General features: G+C 56.2%; 17 protein-coding genes. 6 read left to right on the forward strand and 11 right to left on the reverse strand.

The window, feature by feature from the left end:
- Positions 1-103: 103 nt before the first annotated feature.
- Both dadX and ACQG03_RS12735 read right to left on the reverse strand, forming a co-directional pair.
- Positions 104-1,174 (reverse strand): catabolic alanine racemase DadX, encoded by a 1,071-nt coding sequence (gene dadX, locus ACQG03_RS12730; RefSeq protein WP_022648427.1) that lies wholly within the window; start codon positions 1,172-1,174, stop codon positions 104-106.
- Between the two features lie 9 nt (positions 1,175-1,183).
- Complete coding sequence (locus ACQG03_RS12735; RefSeq protein ID WP_022648428.1) at positions 1,184-2,482, reverse strand: D-amino acid dehydrogenase; 1,299 nt, start codon at positions 2,480-2,482, stop codon at positions 1,184-1,186.
- 321 nt (positions 2,483-2,803) lie between these two features.
- Here ACQG03_RS12735 and ACQG03_RS12740 point away from each other — a divergent pair, with 321 nt between their 5' ends.
- Positions 2,804-4,336 carry a SpoVR family protein gene (locus ACQG03_RS12740; protein WP_022648429.1) on the forward strand — a complete coding sequence of 511 codons (1,533 nt, stop codon included), beginning with the start codon at positions 2,804-2,806 and terminating at the stop codon, positions 4,334-4,336.
- 66 nt (positions 4,337-4,402) lie between these two features.
- On the opposite strand, the gene fadR is transcribed toward ACQG03_RS12740, so the two are convergent.
- Positions 4,403-5,122: a fatty acid metabolism transcriptional regulator FadR gene (fadR, locus tag ACQG03_RS12745; protein ID WP_015570315.1), complete on the reverse strand. Its 720-nt coding sequence runs from the start codon at positions 5,120-5,122 to the stop codon at positions 4,403-4,405.
- A gap of 202 nt (positions 5,123-5,324) precedes the next feature.
- Between fadR and nhaB the strand changes: the two genes are divergently transcribed.
- Entirely contained in the window at positions 5,325-6,863 is a 1,539-nt protein-coding gene (gene nhaB, locus ACQG03_RS12750) for a Na(+)/H(+) antiporter NhaB (RefSeq protein ID WP_045308313.1), read from the forward strand.
- A gap of 46 nt (positions 6,864-6,909) precedes the next feature.
- The gene (gene dsbB / locus ACQG03_RS12755; RefSeq protein ID WP_032622423.1) at positions 6,910-7,440 is read left to right on the forward strand and encodes a disulfide bond formation protein DsbB; all 531 of its coding nucleotides are present in this window, start codon (positions 6,910-6,912) and stop codon (positions 7,438-7,440) included.
- Positions 7,441-7,539: 99 nt separating this feature from the next.
- Here the strand turns inward: dsbB and ACQG03_RS12760 are convergent, their stop codons facing one another.
- The 3 genes from ACQG03_RS12760 to ACQG03_RS12770 all read right to left on the reverse strand — a co-directional run bounded on the left by ACQG03_RS12760 (position 7,540) and on the right by ACQG03_RS12770 (position 9,056).
- On the reverse strand, positions 7,540-7,980 hold the full coding sequence (locus ACQG03_RS12760) for a YcgN family cysteine cluster protein (RefSeq protein ID WP_022648432.1): 441 nt from the start codon (positions 7,978-7,980) through the stop codon (positions 7,540-7,542).
- Between the two features lie 93 nt (positions 7,981-8,073).
- A complete protein-coding gene (locus ACQG03_RS12765) occupies positions 8,074-8,733 on the reverse strand; it encodes a fumarylacetoacetate hydrolase family protein (protein ID WP_022648433.1) in 660 nt (219 codons plus the stop codon).
- Positions 8,734-8,780: 47 nt separating this feature from the next.
- Positions 8,781-9,056, reverse strand: coding sequence for a YcgL domain-containing protein (locus tag ACQG03_RS12770; protein WP_006810982.1), 276 nt, complete (start codon positions 9,054-9,056; stop codon positions 8,781-8,783).
- Between the two features lie 123 nt (positions 9,057-9,179).
- Between ACQG03_RS12770 and minC the strand changes: the two genes are divergently transcribed.
- Genes minC through minE form a run of 3 tightly spaced genes read left to right on the forward strand, consistent with a single transcriptional unit; the run spans position 9,180 to position 10,992 of the window.
- On the forward strand, positions 9,180-9,887 hold the full coding sequence (gene minC / locus ACQG03_RS12775) for a septum site-determining protein MinC (protein ID WP_022648434.1): 708 nt from the start codon (positions 9,180-9,182) through the stop codon (positions 9,885-9,887).
- A gap of 22 nt (positions 9,888-9,909) precedes the next feature.
- Entirely contained in the window at positions 9,910-10,722 is an 813-nt protein-coding gene (gene minD, locus ACQG03_RS12780; RefSeq protein ID WP_003859938.1) for a septum site-determining protein MinD, read from the forward strand.
- 3 nt (positions 10,723-10,725) lie between these two features.
- Positions 10,726-10,992, forward strand: a complete 267-nt coding sequence (gene minE, locus ACQG03_RS12785; protein WP_003859937.1) for a cell division topological specificity factor MinE — start codon at positions 10,726-10,728, stop codon at positions 10,990-10,992.
- Positions 10,993-11,078: 86 nt separating this feature from the next.
- Here minE and rnd read toward each other — a convergent pair whose 3' ends face one another.
- From rnd to ACQG03_RS12810, 5 genes are all read right to left on the reverse strand, one after another.
- Complete coding sequence (gene rnd, locus ACQG03_RS12790; protein ID WP_123059168.1) at positions 11,079-12,194, reverse strand: ribonuclease D; 1,116 nt, start codon at positions 12,192-12,194, stop codon at positions 11,079-11,081.
- Positions 12,195-12,277: 83 nt separating this feature from the next.
- Positions 12,278-13,963: a long-chain-fatty-acid--CoA ligase FadD gene (fadD, locus tag ACQG03_RS12795; RefSeq protein WP_072201026.1), complete on the reverse strand. Its 1,686-nt coding sequence runs from the start codon at positions 13,961-13,963 to the stop codon at positions 12,278-12,280.
- A 203-nt stretch (positions 13,964-14,166) separates the two neighbouring features.
- Positions 14,167-14,748, reverse strand: a complete 582-nt coding sequence (locus ACQG03_RS12800; RefSeq protein ID WP_023300347.1) for a Slp family lipoprotein — start codon at positions 14,746-14,748, stop codon at positions 14,167-14,169.
- 37 nt (positions 14,749-14,785) lie between these two features.
- Positions 14,786-15,481, reverse strand: a complete 696-nt coding sequence (gene tsaB, locus ACQG03_RS12805) for a tRNA (adenosine(37)-N6)-threonylcarbamoyltransferase complex dimerization subunit type 1 TsaB (RefSeq protein ID WP_023300348.1) — start codon at positions 15,479-15,481, stop codon at positions 14,786-14,788.
- 66 nt (positions 15,482-15,547) lie between these two features.
- Positions 15,548-17,458, reverse strand: coding sequence for an ATP-dependent DNA helicase (locus ACQG03_RS12810; protein WP_023300349.1), 1,911 nt, complete (start codon positions 17,456-17,458; stop codon positions 15,548-15,550).
- Between the last annotated feature and the right edge of the window lie 41 nt (positions 17,459-17,499).

Here is a 17,499-nt window from a genome sequence, read left to right on the forward strand (position 1 = left end):
GCGGAGTAGCTGCTTTTTTGCCGGGTGGCGCTAACGCTTACCCGGCCTACGTTCGGGCTTTTGTAGGCCGGGTAAGGCGAAGCCGCCACCCGGCACACACATGTTACACCGTCACAACAGGCACTCTTGACGCCAGCGCGCACATCAGTTCATACCCGACAGTGCCCGCCGCAGCGGCCACATCATCAATTTTAACCTCGTTGCCCCACAGCTCAACCGGTGAGCCGATCCCCGCCTGAGGACATGGCGTCAAATCAATAGCCAACATGTCCATTGAGACGGTGCCTACCGTGCCCGTACGCACGCCATCGACCCACACCGGCGTGCCGCTTGGGGCGATGCGCGGATAACCATCTGCATAGCCCCCCGCCACGATACCGATACGCTGTTCGCCCGCTGCCCGATAGCGGCTGCCATAGCCCACCGTATCGCCCGCTTTCAGGGTTTGCACGCCGATAATTTCGCTTCGTAACGTCATCACCGGCTTCAGGCCGCTGTTGGCGATATCCTGCCACTGACCTGAGGGTGACGCGCCGTACAGAACGATCCCTGGGCGCACCCAGTTGTAATGCGCCTCGGGATGCCAGAGCGTTGCCGCTGAGTTCGACAGCGAGCGCGGACAGTCCAGCCCTTCTGCCGCCTGCTCAATGCGGACCATAGCATCGGCAATGCCGTCCGGCTTTTCCGCATCGGCAAAATGCGCCATCAGCGTCATCTCACCGACGTTTTTCAGCGCACGAAGCTGCTGCCAGACCGTGTGCACACGTTCAGGCTGGAAGCCCAGACGATTCATACCGCTGTTCACTTTGAGATAGATATCCAGCGGGGCATGCAGCTTCGCGTCCTGAATGGCCTTGATCTGCCAGTTACTGTGAACGCTGGTCGTCAGGCGGTACTTATCCAGCAGAGGCAGATCTTGCGCATGGAAGAATCCTTCCAGCAGCAGGATCGGTCCTTTCCAGCCGCGCTCACGCAGCAGGATGGCCTCTTCCAGATTCAGCAAGGCAAAACCGTCGGTGGCGCCGAGCGCACTCCAGATACGGTCGATACCATGACCGTAGGCGTTGGCTTTCACCACCGACCAGACACGAGAACCCGGCGCAGCACGACGAACAATTTGCAGGTTATCCTTCAGCGCCTGCAAATCCAGCTGGGCCAGAATGGGACGGGACATGACGACTCCTTAATTATGCGCGCCGTGCAGGTGTTGTGGACGCGAGGGGGTAAACCCTGATTGATAGCGTGCGGCGCTTAAATCGTCAAACGGAATTGCCGGCGTCCGCCCGGAAATCAGGTCGCTAAGCAGCTGGCCCGAACCGCAGGCCATGGTCCAGCCAAGCGTACCGTGGCCGGTATTTGTCCACAGATTTTTGTATGGCGTACGGCCCACAATCGGCGTGCCGTCCGGGGTCATTGGACGCAGGCCGGTCCAGAACGTCGCCTGCTCAATGAAACCGCCGCGCGGGAAGAGATCGCCGACGACCATCTCCAACGTTTCACGACGTGGTTTGAGCAGTTCGGTATTGAAGCCCACGATTTCCGCCATGCCGCCGACGCGGATCCGGTTATCGAAACGGGTGATGGCGATTTTGTAGGTTTCATCAAGAATGGTTGATACTGGCGCGCCGCTGTCCTCTTTCACGGGAATGGTCAGGGAGTAGCCTTTCAGCGGATAGACCGGGATATCCAGGATCCCTTTCAGCATCGCGGTAGAATAGGATCCGAACGCCATCACGTAAGCATCGGCTTTGATCACCTCTTCTCCACACTTCACGCCGTAAATCTTCTCCCCTTCCGACAGCAGCTTGTCGACAGAGGTGTTGAAGCGGAATTTCACCCCGGCCTGCTCACACATGCGCGCCAGACGCTGGGTGAAAAGCTGGCAGTCGCCGGTTTCATCGTTCGGTAAACGCAGGCCGCCCGTCAGCTTGTGCGCGACCTCGGCAAGTGCTGGCTCCACCTGGGCAAGTTGGCTGGCTTCCAGCAGCTGATACGGTACGCCCGCATCTTCAAGCACGGCGATATCGCGGGTCGCGTTTTCATACTGTTGCGCGGTACGGAACAGCTGAAGTGTGCCGCCCTGGCGCCCTTCATATTCGATCCCCGTTGAGGAACGCAGCGCTTTCAGGCAATCGCGGCTGTATTCTGCGAGGCGCACCATGCGCCCTTTGTTTTCCATGTAGTGGCGGGTATCGCAGTTGCGCAGCATCTGCCACATCCACTTAAGCTGGAACTGTGTGCCGTCAAGGCTTATCGCCAGCGGCGCATGTCGCTGAAACATCCATTTGATCGCCTTCAGCGGAACGCCCGGGGCCGCCCACGGCGCAGCGTAGCCCGGGGAGATCTGCCCCGCATTCGCCGCACTGGTTTCCAGCGCCGGACCGGATTCGCGATCGATAACGGTAACCTCATGTCCCGCCTGACTTAAATACCAGGCGCTGGTTACGCCAACGACACCACTTCCCAGTATGACAACACGCATAGCCACTCCATTATGAGCAAAAGAACAATCATCTAATTACAGATTGATAACCTAGCTGAAAATATTATTCAACATATGACTTTTTTATGGTGACTCAACTCACATATCCCGCTGTATCAGGGGATGGCGCTTATTTGGGATCTCCTGCTGCGCGTTATTTTTAACCAGTAGAAAATTCTGCGAGCACCGCTTTTTTTGCCGTATCGAAAACGGGAAATCGCAAAGAAAAAATTTCTGCGCCCCGCGTATTTGAATGGGGTGATCTATGCTTGAAAGGAGGCTCTCCAGTCAGAGAGAGCGACCAACAACGAGGGCGCGCTAATGGCTACACTAGATTCCATGTCAAGGGACAGCACCCGTCTGAGCGATGGACCCGACTGGACCTTCGAGTTGCTGGATGTCTACCTGGCGGAGATCGACCGGGTGGCCAAACTCTATCGTCTGGACACCTATCCCCATCAGATTGAAGTCATCACCTCGGAACAGATGATGGACGCTTACTCCAGCGTCGGGATGCCGATTAACTATCCGCACTGGTCGTTTGGTAAAAAATTCATTGAAACGGAGCGACTGTATAAGCACGGACAGCAGGGGCTGGCGTATGAAATCGTTATTAACTCTAACCCGTGTATTGCCTATCTGATGGAGGAGAACACCATTACCATGCAGGCGCTGGTGATGGCGCACGCTTGCTATGGACATAACTCGTTCTTCAAAAATAACTATCTGTTCCGCAGCTGGACGGACGCCAGCTCCATCGTCGATTACCTGATCTTCGCCCGCAAATACATTACCGACTGCGAAGAGCGCTACGGCGTGGACGAGGTAGAGAAGCTGCTGGACTCCTGCCACGCGCTGATGAATTACGGCGTTGACCGCTATAAGCGTCCGCAGAAGATCTCATTGCAGGAAGAGAAAGCCCGGCAGAAGAGCCGCGAGGAGTATCTGCAAAGCCAGGTGAATATGCTGTGGCGCACCCTGCCGAAACGTGAGGAGGAGAAAACCGTCGCCGAGGCGCGTCGTTACCCTTCCGAGCCGCAGGAAAACCTGCTCTACTTTATGGAGAAGAACGCCCCATTGCTGGAGCCGTGGCAGCGTGAGATCTTGCGCATCGTGCGCAAGGTGAGCCAGTATTTCTATCCTCAGAAGCAGACCCAGGTGATGAACGAAGGCTGGGCGACCTTCTGGCACTACACCATTCTTAACCACCTGTATGACGAAGGAAAAGTCACCGAGCGGTTTATGATGGAGTTTCTGCACAGCCACACCAACGTGGTATTCCAGCCAGCGTATAACAGCCCGTGGTACAGCGGCATTAACCCGTACGCACTCGGCTTTGCCATGTTCCAGGATATCAAGCGTATCTGCCAGTCGCCCACCGAAGAGGACAAATACTGGTTCCCGGATATTGCCGGTTCTGACTGGCTGGAAACGCTGCACTTCGCGATGCGTGATTTTAAGGATGAGAGCTTTATCAGCCAGTTCATGTCGCCGAAGATCATGCGTGATTTCCGCTTCTTCACCGTACTGGATGATGACCGCAACAACTACCTGGAGATCTCTGCGATCCACAACGAAGAGGGCTATCGTGAGATCCGCTCGCGCCTGTCGTCTCAGTACAACCTGAGCAATCTTGAACCGAACATTCAGGTCTGGAATGTGGATCTGCGCGGTGACCGCTCTTTGACGCTGCGCTATATCCCTCACAACCGCGCGCCGCTGGATAAGGGGCGTAAGGAAGTGCTGAAGCATGTGCATCGCCTGTGGGGATTTGACGTGTCGCTGGAGCAGCAGAATGAAGATGGCAGCGTGGAGCTGCTGGAGCGGTGTCCGGCGCGGTTGAATACGTTGTAGTTTTTTTGCCCGGTAAGCGAAGCGCCACCGGGCGAAAAAAACCTCTCAATCGAGAGGTTTTTTATTTCAGCGACTCTGAATCGCTAAATCACCCGGCAGGGTTTTCTGCATTCGGTGCCAGATTTCACCGGAGTCGTGGCCATAACGACGCACCGTTTCATAGACCTGATCGTGCAGCCCTTCGGTGCAGAGCTTGCTCAGTTTATGGTAGAAGCCGAGCGCCAGGCTGCGGGCTTCAGGGTTGGCAAAGTAGTGACGACCAATGCGTGTATATAACCCTTTCATTCCATTCAGGATCAGACCGTAAACCGGATTGCCGGAAGCAAACGCCAGACCGCGGAACACGTTGTAGTCGAGGGTCGCAAAGGCGTCCGCGTGGTCTTCCACCTCATTGGCGGTGGCAAGCACCTTCAGCGCATCTTCAGGATGCTGACGAAACGCGGTGCGGATGAAAATGGTAGCGATGTTGGTGCGCACCGAAAGCAGATTGTCAATCAGCTGCGGTACGCTTTCGTGATCGAGACGCGCCAGCGTTTCCAGAATATTCAGCCCGGACGTTTCCCAGAAGTTATTCACCTTAGTGGGTTTGCCATGCTGTATCGTCAACCAGCCATCGCGCGCCAGACGCTGGAGCACTTCTCGCAGCGTGGTACGGGTGACGCCAATCAGTTCAGAGAGTTCGCGTTCAGCAGGTAGAATTGATCCCGCAGGGAAACGATTATTCCAGATGCTTTCAATGATGTACTCTTCCGCGAAACCCGCCGGGCTCTGCGCCTTAATGACCATAGTGAGATTTCCATTACACAGCTTTAGCAAATTGCACTCATCATACCAGAGGCGCGCAGAGGCAGATAGCGCAGCAGAGACAGAAAAGAGGGATCGCCGTTTCATTTTTATGAAATTTACAAAATGGCTTTATCCCCCTCTCCGCCGCCGTTTTTGCGTATACTGATGTCTTGTCTTATTTGACGGGGAAAGGACGTCTGTCGTGGAAATTTCATTTGGGCGCGCGCTGTGGCGCAACTTTTTAGGTCAGTCACCTGACTGGTACAAACTCACTCTACTGGTATTCCTGGTCGTTAATCCCGTTATCTTTTTGCTGGATCCCTTCGTTGCCGGGTGGATGTTGGTCGCCGAGTTTATCTTTACCCTGGCGATGGCATTGAAGTGCTATCCGCTGCTGCCCGGCGGGCTGCTGGCGCTGGAAGCCGTGGTCATTGGAATGACCAGCGCGGAGCATGTTAAAAACGAGATTGCGTCGAATCTTGAAGTCCTGCTACTGCTGATCTTCATGGTGGCGGGGATCTACTTTATGAAGCAGCTTCTGCTGTTTATCTTCACCCGTCTGCTGCTGAGCATTCCGTCGAAAACGCTGCTCTCGCTGGCGTTTTGCCTCGCCGCGGCTTTCCTCTCTGCCTTCCTGGATGCGCTGACGGTTGTGGCTGTGGTGATCAGCGTCGCCGTCGGCTTTTACGGTATTTACCACCGGGTCGCCTCGTCTCGTCCTGGCGATAACTTACAGGACGACAGCCACGTTGAGGCGCACAACCGCGATGTGCTCGAGCAGTTCCGCGCGTTTCTGCGCAGCCTGATGATGCATGCGGGCGTGGGGACGGCGCTGGGGGGCGTGATGACAATGGTCGGAGAGCCGCAAAACCTGATTATCGCCAAAGCGGCTGAGTGGCATTTTGGCGAATTTTTCCTGCGCATGGCGCCGGTCAGCGTGCCCGTTCTGATCTGCGGCTTAGCGACCTGCGTGCTGGTCGAAAAATTCAACCTTTTTGGGTATGGCGCGAAGTTGCCCGATCAGGTCCGTCAGGAGCTGCATAAGTTTGACGAGCAGAGCCGCAAACAACGCACGCGCCAGGAGACGCTGCGCCTGATTGCACAGGGCATCATCGGCGTGTGGCTTATCGCTGCGCTGGCCTTCCACCTTGCCGAGGTGGGGCTGATTGGTCTGTCGGTAATTATTCTTGCAACCAGCCTGAGCGGCGTCACGGACGAACATGCTATCGGAAAAGCCTTTACCGAAGCGCTGCCGTTTACCGCCCTGCTGGCGGTGTTTTTCGCCGTCGTGGCGGTGATTATTGACCAACATCTGTTCGCGCCAATCATCGCGTTTGTGCTTCAGGCCACGCCAGATTCGCAGCTAACGCTGTTCTATTTGTTTAACGGTCTGTTGTCTTCTATATCCGATAACGTCTTTGTCGGGACGGTATACATCAATGAGGCCAAAGCCGCGATGGAGCAAGGGATTGTCAGCAGTGAACAGTTCGAGCTGCTGGCGGTGGCGATCAACACTGGAACCAACCTCCCCTCCGTGGCAACCCCGAACGGTCAGGCGGCCTTCCTCTTCCTGCTGACCTCGGCGCTGGCGCCACTCATACGACTTTCTTATGGAAGAATGGTCTGGATGGCGCTGCCGTACACGCTGGTGCTTACCCTTGTTGGTTTGCTGTGCATCAAAATTACTCTCGTTCCCTGTACGCAATGGTTGTTGCAAGCAGGTATACTTGCGGCGCATTAAAATTCGTTTACACTGCGCTGTCTAAGCATGTTCCAGGGAAATGATTATGTTGCGATTTTTGAACCAGTGCTCACGCGGTCGCGGAGCGTGGTTGTTGATGGCCCTGACCGCCTTTGCGCTGGAAATGGTCGCGCTGTGGTTTCAGCATGTGATGGGGCTGAAACCTTGCGTCCTGTGTATTTATGAGCGTTGTGCGCTGTTCGGCATTATGGGCGCGGGTCTGGTAGGTGCGATTGCACCTAAAACACCGTTACGCTATGCCGCAATTGCCATCTGGCTGTACAGCGCCGGGAAAGGGATTGCGCTTGCCTGGGAGCACACCCAGATGCAGCTTCACCCGTCGCCGTTTATGACCTGCGACTTTGCCGCCCGCTTCCCGAGCTGGCTGCCGCTGGATAAATGGCTGCCGCAAGTGTTTGTGGCCTCCGGTGACTGCTCTGTACGCCAGTGGGAGTTTCTGACGCTGGAGATGCCGCAGTGGCTGGTGGGCATTTTTGTCGCCTACTTCGTGGTAGCCCTGCTGGTGCTGATTGCCCAGCCGTTCAAGCCAAAGAAACGCGATCTTTTTGGAAGGTAAAAGCGAAACGGCAACGTCAGTTTTGTAGGTCGGGTAAGCGCAGCGCCACCCGACAAAATTGCGCACAATAAAAAACCCGCCTCGGCGGGTTTTTTATTATCACCGATTAGGGTGATTCATAATGTGGTCTTCCCAGTCCTGCACCTCGGACTCTTTCACCGCAATGTGGCGCACGGAAATACGCTCGCCGTGCATCGCCGCTTTCGACCCCGTCAACAGCGGATGCCATGTGGGCAGATCTTTACCTTCCGCCAGCAGGCGATACGCGCAGGTATGCGGCAGCCACTCAAAGGTCGGCAGATTTTCACGGGTTAACTTGATGCAATCCGGCTCATAGTCGAAACGTCGCTCGTAGTTGCGGCACTGGCAGGTTTTGATGTTTAACTGCTTGCAGGCTACGTTGGTGAAATAGATCTCATCCGAATCTTCATCCATCAGCTTATGCAGGCAGCACTGCCCACAGCCGTCACACAACGATTCCCACTCCGCGTCGGTCATGTCGTCGAGAGTTTTGCTTTGCCAGAAAGGAATGTCGTTCATCGGGATGTCCACACGTCAAAATAGAGCGCACCTTATAACGAGTCTGGCACGTTGATGCAAGTTTTGCCGCCCTTTTCAGGCGGCAAGGTGCTTTTACAGCACGCGGGTTTTCAGCGACAGGCCGTTAAAACTGACGTCCAGCTCGTCGCCACTGTGCAGCGGCCCCACACCTTCCGGAGTGCCGGTAAGGATCACGTCGCCGGGTTTCAGGGTGAAGAAGCGGCTCATGTAGGCAATCAGCGGAACGATCTTATGGATCATGTCAGCGGTCGTCCCCTGCTGGCGGATCTCGCCGTTGACCTTCAGGCTGAGGGGCGTATTCTGCGGATCGTCGGTAAATTCACTCACCGGAACGAAACCGGAAATCGGGCATGAATTGTCAAAGCCCTTGGCTTTTTCCCACGGCTGCCCCGCTTTCTTCATTTTGCTCTGGACGTCGCGCAGGGTCAGGTCGAGCGCGACACCGTAACCCGCAATCGCTTTCTCTACATGCTCTTCGGTCGCCTGGCGCAGCGTCGCGCCGATCAGCACCGCCAGCTCCACTTCATGATGCACCGAGCCCAGCCCCTGCGGCAGAACCAGCGGCTGGCGAATATCGCACAGTGCAGTTTCTGGCTTAATAAACAGAACCGGCTCATCCGGCACGGCGCTGCCCATCTCCTGAATATGTTTTGCATAGTTGCTGCCCACGCAGATCACTTTGCTGACGGGATAATCCAGTAATGCACCTTGCCAGTTATGATGTTGATACATGGTCGACCCCTAATCGGTTGATGAGTTGTTCCCGGAGTGACCCGGGCTTATTTCTTTCCGCTCACCTCAAGATGCTGTTTTAATAAATTCTCCGGTGGCGGCGGAAGCTGTAAATAATAGCCCTGCTCGGTTAACGCCTTTTTGACTTTCTCCAGATCGGCGTTCACCAGCTTCTTACGGCCGTCCAGCGGCAGCAGCATCGCCAGTTGCGGTCGGCCAAAGCTTTTCATTAATTCCTCAGGCACGCGGGAAAAATCGTCTTTCTTTTCGACATAAAGGTAGGTCTGGTCGCGGCTGGTACTTCTGTAGATCACACAAAACATGTTTTTACTCTGAATTAATGGGTGGTTGCTTGCCTCAATATACTCCTGACTATAACATGCCTGATACTCTTCGGAATATCGCGGCGATGTGTTGCGGTTAATAGCAAATTGAGTAAGGCCAGGATGTCAAATACGCCCATCGAGCTTAAAGGCAGTAGCTTCACCTTATCAGTGGTTCATTTGCATGATGCAAAACCCGAGGTTATTCGTCAGGCGTTAGAAGACAAAATCGCGCAGGCTCCCGCTTTTCTTAAGCATGCTCCTGTTGTCGTTAATGTAAGCGACCTTGAGGGGCCGGTTAACTGGAAGCGACTCCAGCAGGCCGTCGTCTCCACGGGGTTGCGCATCGTGGGTATAAGCGGCTGTAAAGACGCAGAGTTAAAAGCCGAAATTGAACGCGCGGGTTTGCCCTTGTTAAACGAGGGTAAAGAAAAATCCCCGCGCGCAACGCCTGCAACCGTTCCCGCTCCCCCGCCTTCGGCGCAAAATGTAGCCCCAGTCACAAAAACGCGATTGATTGATCTGCCGGTTCGTTCCGGTCAGCGCATTTATGCGCCAAACTGTGATCTGATTGTTACAAGCCACGTCAGTGCGGGCGCAGAACTGATTGCAGACGGCAATATTCACGTTTACGGTATGATGCGTGGGCGTGCGCTTGCGGGCGCCAGCGGCGATCGAGAAGCACAAATTTTTTGTACTCACCTGACGGCAGAACTGGTGTCTATCGCAGGTGAATATTGGCTGAGCGATAAAATCCCAGCCGAATTTTATGGCAAAGCGGCTCGTCTGCAGCTGGCAGATAACGCTTTGACCGTTCAACCGTTAAATTGATCCCTTTTAACAAGGAATTTCTATGGCACGCATTATTGTTGTGACTTCGGGTAAAGGAGGCGTTGGCAAGACCACCTCCAGCGCGGCCATCGCTACTGGTTTGGCCCAGAAGGGAAAGAAAACCGTCGTAATCGACTTCGATATCGGTCTGCGTAACCTGGACCTGATCATGGGTTGCGAGCGTCGCGTGGTGTATGACTTCGTGAACGTCATTCAGGGCGATGCCACGCTTAACCAGGCGCTAATTAAAGATAAGCGTACCGAGAACCTCTACATTCTCCCGGCGTCCCAGACCCGTGATAAAGACGCGCTGACCCGTGAAGGCGTGGAAAAGGTGCTCGACGATCTGAAAAAGATGGAGTTCGACTTCGTGGTCTGCGACTCCCCGGCCGGCATCGAAACCGGCGCGCTGATGGCGCTCTACTTCGCGGATGAAGCCATCATCACTACTAACCCGGAAGTCTCGTCAGTACGTGACTCCGACCGTATTCTCGGCATTCTGGCCTCGAAATCTCGTCGCGCGGAAAATGGCCAGGAGCCGATCAAAGAGCACCTTCTGCTGACCCGCTACAACCCGGGTCGGGTGAACAAAGGTGACATGCTGAGCATGGAAGACGTGCTGGAGATCCTGCGCATCAAACTGGTTGGCGTGATCCCGGAAGATCAGTCCGTATTGCGCGCCTCTAACCAGGGCGAGCCCGTGATCCTGGATACACAGGCAGACGCGGGTAAAGCGTATGCGGATACCGTTGACCGTCTGCTGGGAGAAGAACGTCCTTTCCGCTTCATTGAAGAAGAGAAGAAAGGTTTCCTCAAACGCCTGTTCGGAGGATAAGTTATGGCATTACTGGACTTTTTTCTCTCGCGGAAAAAAAGCACCGCCAACATCGCAAAAGAACGTCTGCAAATCATTGTGGCGGAACGTCGTCGTAGCGACGCCGAACCGCACTACCTGCCGCAGCTGCGCAAAGACATTCTGGAAGTGATCTGCAAATACGTGCAGATTGACCCGGAAATGGTCACCGTTCAGTTGGAGCAAAAAGACGGGGATATTTCGATTCTGGAGCTGAACGTGACGCTTCCGGAAGCGGAAGAGTCACGTTAATCCGTTTGTGGTTTTGTAGGCCGGGCAAGCATCGTACCGCCCGGCAATTTCCCCGGTGGCGCGGCGCTTACCGGGGCTACAATTCTTTAGCGCGGATACCCTTCCAGCAGGGTGTTCAGGCGTTCAGCCATCAGTTCCCCCCGCCATCCGGCGACCAGTTCCGGTAAGCCATTTTGCGGTTTCAACTTCCAGTGCCAGTTCAGCAGCTGGTTAATCTGACGACGTGAAGCCAGCAGCTCGGCGCTCAGTTTGCTTTCCCCCGCCACCGTCTGCACCAGCGCTTTGATATCTTTGAACGCCTTGCGGTAGCCCGGCATATCCATCAGGTTAAGCAGTGGTTCTGGCAGTGCGTCCTCCGGCAGCTGCTGAGCTTTCTCTACCAGCGCGAGCAGCGTTTTACCGTGGAAACGGATCTCACTCCCGGAAAGGCCAATGCTGTCCAGTTCGCCAAGGCTACCCGGCATATAGCGCGCCACCGCCCACAGGTGTTCTTCACGCACCACGAAGTTAACCGCCAGATCGCGTTCACGCGCTTTACGCAGCCGCCAGTCAGCCAGCAGTTGCAGACAGGCCAGTTGACGGGTGCGCAGCTGCCAGGCGTTAGTGATGTCACGCCAGGCCTCTTTCGGATCAACCACTTCCTGACGACGCTGCTGCGTCATGCGGCACTCGTCCAGGGCGGCAGACAGCCAACCGGACGCCTCAGCCTCTTTCATAAGCTGGCCAGCAATCGGCAGCAGGTAGAATACATCTGCCGCGGCGTATTCAAGCTGACGCGCCGTCAGCGGGCGCGCGAGCCAGTCGGTACGCGATTCGCTCTTATCCAGCGTCAGACCGGTGTACTCTTCCACCATCGCCGCGAAGCCCCAGGAGAGCGGGCGACCGCTGAACGCCGCGAGGATCTGGGTATCAATCAGCGGCTGCGGCATGATGCCAAAGGTGTTGAGAAAGACTTCCAGATCTTCACTGCCGGCGTGCAGATATTTGGTCACGGCGGTATCAAGCAACAGCTCGCGCATTGGCGCCCAGTCGGTAATGCCGAGGGGGTCAATCAACGACACGTGTTTGCCGTCATACATCTGGATCAGGCCCAGTTGCGGGTAGTACGTGCGGGTACGGACAAATTCCGTATCCAGGGCGATAGCGGGGAAATCACGCGTCACCTCGCACAGCGAAGCCAGCTCGTCGTTGGTAGTGATCATCTGGTAATTCAAATCGGACTCTCTTTTGTTTGCGCCCATAAAAAACGCCGGCTTAACCGGCGTCTGGGCGATTAACGTGAAGCTCAGGCCTTATTGTCCACTTTGGCACGGGCTTCGTCACGTAATTCTCGTCGTAATATCTTCCCGACGTTGGATTTCGGCAGCTCATCGCGGAATTCCACCAGCTTCGGCACTTTATAGCCCGTCAGCTGCCGGCGACAAAACGTTATCAGCGCTTCCTCGGTAAGAGAAGGATCTTTCTTGACCACAAATATCTTCACCGCTTCACCACTGCTGCCGGAAGGAACCCCCACCGCTGCCACTTCCAGCACGCCGCTGTGCTGCATCACCACGTCTTCGATTTCGTTCGGATAGACGTTGAAACCGGAAACGAGGATCATGTCTTTCTTGCGATCGACGATACGCAGAAAACCTTCGTCATCCATCACCGCGATGTCGCCGGTGTACAGCCAGCCGTCTTTGATGATCTCATCCGTGGCATCTGGGCGCTGCCAGTAGCCCAGCATCACCTGCGGCCCTCTGACGCACAGCTCGCCCGGTTCGCCGTGAGGCACTTCGTTACCTTCATCGTCCACCAGTTTAGCTTCCGTCGACGGGACCGGCAGACCGATACTGCCGCTGTGGTAGTCGATGTCATGCGGGTTGACGCTGACCAGCGGGGCGCACTCCGTCAGACCATAGCCTTCCAGCAGATACTGTCCGGTGAGTTTTACCCAGCGCTCGGCAACCGCCTGCTGAACCGGCATCCCGCCGCCCGCAGAAAGATGCAGCGTGGAGAAATCGAGCTGCTGGAACTCTTTATTGTTAAGCAGCGCGTTAAACAGGGTGTTCACGCCGGTCATGGCGGTGAACGGGTATTTCGCCAGCTCTTTAACCAGCCCCGGAATGTCGCGCGGGTTGGTGATCAATACGTTTTGACCGCCAAGCTCGATAAACAGCAGGCAGTTCATGGTCAGCGCAAAAATGTGATACAGCGGAAGCGCGGTGATCACCAGCTCCTTGCCCGGGTGCAGTAGCGGCCCGTAGGTGGCGTTCACCTGTTCAAGGTTCGCCAGCATGTTACGATGGGTCAGCATCGCCCCTTTAGCCACGCCGGTGGTACCGCCGGTGTATTGCAGGAACGCCAGATCTTCTGACACGATCTCCGGCTTAACGTACTGCATCCGATAGCCCGCATGCAGCGCGCGGCGGAAAGAGATGGCATCCGGCAGGTGGTATTTCGGCACCAGCCGCTTAACGTATTTCACGACAAAGTTGACCAGCGTACCTTTCGCGGTAGAGAGCTGGTCGCCCATGCGCGTCAGAATGACGTGCTTAACCTGAGTTCTTTCAACGACTTTTTCCAGCGTGTGGGCAAAGTTGGAGACAATCACAATCGCCGCCGCACCGCTGTCATTCAACTGATGTTCCAGCTCGCGCGGGGTATAGAGCGGGTTAACGTTAACCACGATCATCCCCGCCCTGAGGATCCCGAACAGCGCCACCGGGTATTGCAGCAGGTTTGGCATCATCAGCGCGACGCGATCCCCTTTCTGCAAGCCCAACCCTTCCTGTAAATAGGCCGCAAACGCCCGGCTGCGCTCTTCCAGCTTACGGAAAGTCATCACTTCGCCCATATTCACAAATGCGGGCTGGTCAGCGTAGCGCCGTACCGAGTGTTCAAATAATTCAATCAGGGATTGATAACGGTCAGGATTGATCTCCGCAGGGACATCCGCGGGATAACGGTTAAGCCAAACCTTTTTCAATGCATCACCTCTGAAATGAGTGTTCGTCGTCATCACAGCCCCGATAATAAACAGTTTGTTAACATTATATTAACTCAGCGTACCAGTTTATTAATTGCTCAGATTGCAGGTTGCGAAGCGCGTCACTCTTTTTTTTCGTTTTGTCCGTAAAAAAACAGAGACAGCGGCTGAGCCGCTGTCTCTTTCCTAACAATAACAGTAAGTTACTCAGTTACGATTGTTTGAACCTGTGCAGGGCCTGGATTGTACCAACCCCAGCCACCGTAGCCGTAACGATACGGATGCGGACCCCACATCCACGGATCGATTGGCTGTGGCGGCATCACCACCTGCTGGGCGATACGCCAGCGTTTGTAGCCGTTCACCTGCATGGTCATAAATTTGTATGGCGTATTGCCGATTTTCCCCGCCACCGAACCGGTAATCGGCCCGACGACGGTCACCAGCTGCCCGCGGAAATCTACCGGATCGAGGAAGCCGCTGACGTCAGCGTAGATCCGCCCGCGCGAGGCTTCACCCAGAACAGGCCGTGCGCCGCTGTCCAGTGGAACGGTGGCAATCTCCAGCCGGGTTTTCCCCTGCTGGTTTAGCACTTCAACCACCTTGCCGCCAAAGCGCGCTTCCTGCCCGACATACAGCTCCGGAGCATTCATCACGCGTACCAGATCCTGCTGTGGCGTCGGGCTGGTGCCCTTGATCGCATCAGGAACGGTGACGCACCCGCTCAGTGCTATGGCAACCGCGCCTGCCATAAAAAAGCGTACAACTTTAGTCTGAACCGCCATGATGCGACTCCTTTTTCTCAGTTCCTGTTACTGAGATTCACTCGCGGCCAGGAAGTTTCTTCCACGCGACGGTGTTTCGTAAATAAACCGGCTCGGCGTGTTCAACGGCCACGGTTTTTCCTGCGGCAAGCTGCTGACAGGCAACAGGCAACATATCTTCGGCGGCAGGCAGGAGCATGTTACCATCCACCAGCGTAAGGCCGGTGTCCTTCGCCATCTCAGGCCATGCCGGCCAGCCGGTTCCGACCGTCGCCCACTCACCCGTGAGCTGTTTCAGGCGCTCGGTGACGGCTTCAGGTTTAAGCACGGCTTCCGACTCTTCGCCGTGCCAGACGCCGTTTTCGTCACGGGTGTACTCCGCCCAGTAGACTTCACCCATGCGGGCATCAATCGCGGCCAGCACGCGGCTGGCACCGGTCATGCGCCAGGCACCCTGAGCCATAGTCGCAAGCGTTGAAACGCCGATCATCGGCAGGTCAGCGCCCAGCGCCAGCCCCTGCGCAATGCCAATCCCGATACGTACGCCCGTAAAGCTGCCCGGACCACGGCCGTAGGCCAGCGCGTCGAGGTCAGTCAGGGCGGTGTTGCCCTCGGTTAAAATGGTTTTTACCAGGGGCAGAATACGTTGGGTGTGTTCCCGTGGGCACTCTTCGAAATGAGCAAAAGTTGTACCGTCGTTCCACAGGGCAACGGAACAGGCCTCTGTCGCGGTATCAATAGCCAGAATTCGCATCAGTCGTCGCGCTCTCGCAATGGTCAGTCACAAAATGGCGCGCATCTTAACACACTCCGGGAAGAATTACTCCGCCGTCGGGTTCGCCAGGAAGCGGACCGCGCGTTTAATATCCCGTGTGCGCGGCGCAGGCGGCAGGCTGGCGAGGAAGGTGGCGCCGTAGGGACGCATCACCAGGCGATTGTCGCAGATCACCAGCACTCCGCGGTCGGTGACGTCGCGTATCAGTCGCCCTACCCCCTGTTTAAGCGTGATAACCGCGTCCGGCAACTGGACGTCGTCGAACGGATCGCCCCCGCGCAGACGGCAGTCCTCCATGCGTGCTTTCAGGAGCGGATCGTCCGGCGATGTGAATGGCAGCTTATCGATAATCACCAGCGAGAGCGTATCGCCGCGCACGTCCACCCCTTCCCAGAAGCTGCTGGTCGCCACCAGCAGGGCATTACCGGCGCTGACAAACTGCTGGAGCAGCTGGCCTTTGCTGGTTTCCCCCTGCAACAGCACCGGCAACGTCATGGTCGCGCGGAACTGCTCGGCCAGATCGCGCATCATGGCGTGAGAGGTGCAGAGCATAAAGCAGCGTCCGTTGTTGGCCTCAATCATCGGCTTTAGCATGGCCGCCAGATGGCGCGCCGCCCCTGGCTGGTTAGGCAGCGGCAGATTGCGTGGCACGCACAGCAGCGCCTGTTTCTCATAGTCGAACGGGCTTGGGAGGAGTAAGGATTCAGCCTGCTCAATGCCGAGACGCTCGGTAAAGTGGTGCAGATCGTCGTTGACCGACAGCGTGGCCGAGGTAAAGACCCAGGTGCCGGGCTTTTGCGCCATCACCTCTTTGAATTTATCGGCAACGGTCAGCGGCGTGAGCGCCAGGGTAAAGTGGCGCGAGGTACATTCATACCAGTAGCTGTAGCCCGGCTGGTTGATCTCTTTCAGCCGCTTCAGCCGCCCACGGTAGAGCGTGGCCCGCTCGAAGGCGGCGTCCAGCAGCGCTGAACGTCCGAGGGACAGCTTCGCCACGTCATAACAGAGTTCAAGGGCATCATCGAGCAGCAGCAGCGCGCGCTGGATATTTTTGTCCGCGAGCAGTTCGCGCAGGTTGCCGCGATAGCCCGGCTCGCCAAGCTGTAAGCGGAAATCCTGTGCGCATTGCGCCAGGCGGTCCGCGCACTTCTGCAACTGCTGGGTATCTTTGAGCTCGGTGCGATAGGCAATGGTAATATCTTTCGCCAGATCCTGAAGCTGACGGCTGGAGAGCGACTGGCCAAAATACTGGCTGGCGATGTCCGGTAGCTGATGGGCTTCATCGAAGATCATCACCTCCGCCTCCGGGATCAGCTCGCCGAAACCACTGTCCTTGACCACCATATCCGCAAGAAACAGGTGATGGTTCACCACCACCACATCGGCTTCCATCGCCGTTTTACGCGCTTTCACCACAAAGCAGTCTTTATACAGCGGGCAGTCGCTGCCGAGGCAGTTGTCGTTGGTGCTGGTCACCAGCGGCCAGGCCGGGGAGTCTTCCGGCACGCTCGCACAGGTGCTGATGTCCCCCTCCTCCGTCTGGTTGGCCCAGGCGCGCAGGACGATCACATCGCTGAGTGTTTGTACCGGCAGGTCACCGCCCGCCAGTGCCTGCTGTTCGAGACGCTCCAGACACAGATAGTTAGAACGCCCTTTCAGCAAGGCCAGACGACCTTTGTATTTCAGCGCTTTCGCCACCGTGGGTAAGTCGCGGCTGTAGAGCTGATCCTGGAGCGCTTTTGATCCCGTAGAGATGATCACCTTTTTTTTCGCCCGCAACGCAGGAGCGAGGTAAGCGTAGGTTTTCCCCGTACCGGTGCCGGCCTCCACAACCAGCGGCTGCGCCTTGTCGATGGCGTGCGCGACGGCATGCGCCATCTGACGTTGGGGTTCGCGCGGTTTAAAACCGGGAATTGCCTGTGCTAACTGACCTTCAGGGGAAAAATCGTCTGCCACGGTGTTCTCTCACTGTATTTTTGCACAGGGATTATGTCAGC

Source organism: Enterobacter cloacae complex sp. 342H5, from assembly GCF_050030905.1.
In the GTDB taxonomy this organism is placed as follows: Bacteria; Pseudomonadota; Gammaproteobacteria; order Enterobacterales; family Enterobacteriaceae; genus Enterobacter; species Enterobacter intestinihominis.

What these genes read in the sequence shown, in the direction of transcription:
- dsbB (WP_032622423.1), top strand. Translation starts at nt 6,910, where the DNA reads ATGTTGCGATTTTTGAACCAGTGCTCACGCGGTCGCGGAGCGTGGTTG.
- ACQG03_RS12740 (WP_022648429.1), top strand. Translation starts at nt 2,804, where the DNA reads ATGGCTACACTAGATTCCATGTCAAGGGACAGCACCCGTCTGAGCGAT.
- ACQG03_RS12800 (WP_023300347.1), bottom strand. Translation starts at nt 14,748, where the DNA reads ATGGCGGTTCAGACTAAAGTTGTACGCTTTTTTATGGCAGGCGCGGTT.
- dadX (WP_022648427.1), bottom strand. Translation starts at nt 1,174, where the DNA reads ATGTCCCGTCCCATTCTGGCCCAGCTGGATTTGCAGGCGCTGAAGGAT.
- minE (WP_003859937.1), top strand. Translation starts at nt 10,726, where the DNA reads ATGGCATTACTGGACTTTTTTCTCTCGCGGAAAAAAAGCACCGCCAAC.
- minD (WP_003859938.1), top strand. Translation starts at nt 9,910, where the DNA reads ATGGCACGCATTATTGTTGTGACTTCGGGTAAAGGAGGCGTTGGCAAG.
- tsaB (WP_023300348.1), bottom strand. Translation starts at nt 15,481, where the DNA reads ATGCGAATTCTGGCTATTGATACCGCGACAGAGGCCTGTTCCGTTGCC.
- ACQG03_RS12765 (WP_022648433.1), bottom strand. Translation starts at nt 8,733, where the DNA reads ATGTATCAACATCATAACTGGCAAGGTGCATTACTGGATTATCCCGTC.
- minC (WP_022648434.1), top strand. Translation starts at nt 9,180, where the DNA reads ATGTCAAATACGCCCATCGAGCTTAAAGGCAGTAGCTTCACCTTATCA.
- ACQG03_RS12770 (WP_006810982.1), bottom strand. Translation starts at nt 9,056, where the DNA reads ATGTTTTGTGTGATCTACAGAAGTACCAGCCGCGACCAGACCTACCTT.
- rnd (WP_123059168.1), bottom strand. Translation starts at nt 12,194, where the DNA reads ATGATCACTACCAACGACGAGCTGGCTTCGCTGTGCGAGGTGACGCGT.
- ACQG03_RS12760 (WP_022648432.1), bottom strand. Translation starts at nt 7,980, where the DNA reads ATGAACGACATTCCTTTCTGGCAAAGCAAAACTCTCGACGACATGACC.
- ACQG03_RS12735 (WP_022648428.1), bottom strand. Translation starts at nt 2,482, where the DNA reads ATGCGTGTTGTCATACTGGGAAGTGGTGTCGTTGGCGTAACCAGCGCC.
- fadR (WP_015570315.1), bottom strand. Translation starts at nt 5,122, where the DNA reads ATGGTCATTAAGGCGCAGAGCCCGGCGGGTTTCGCGGAAGAGTACATC.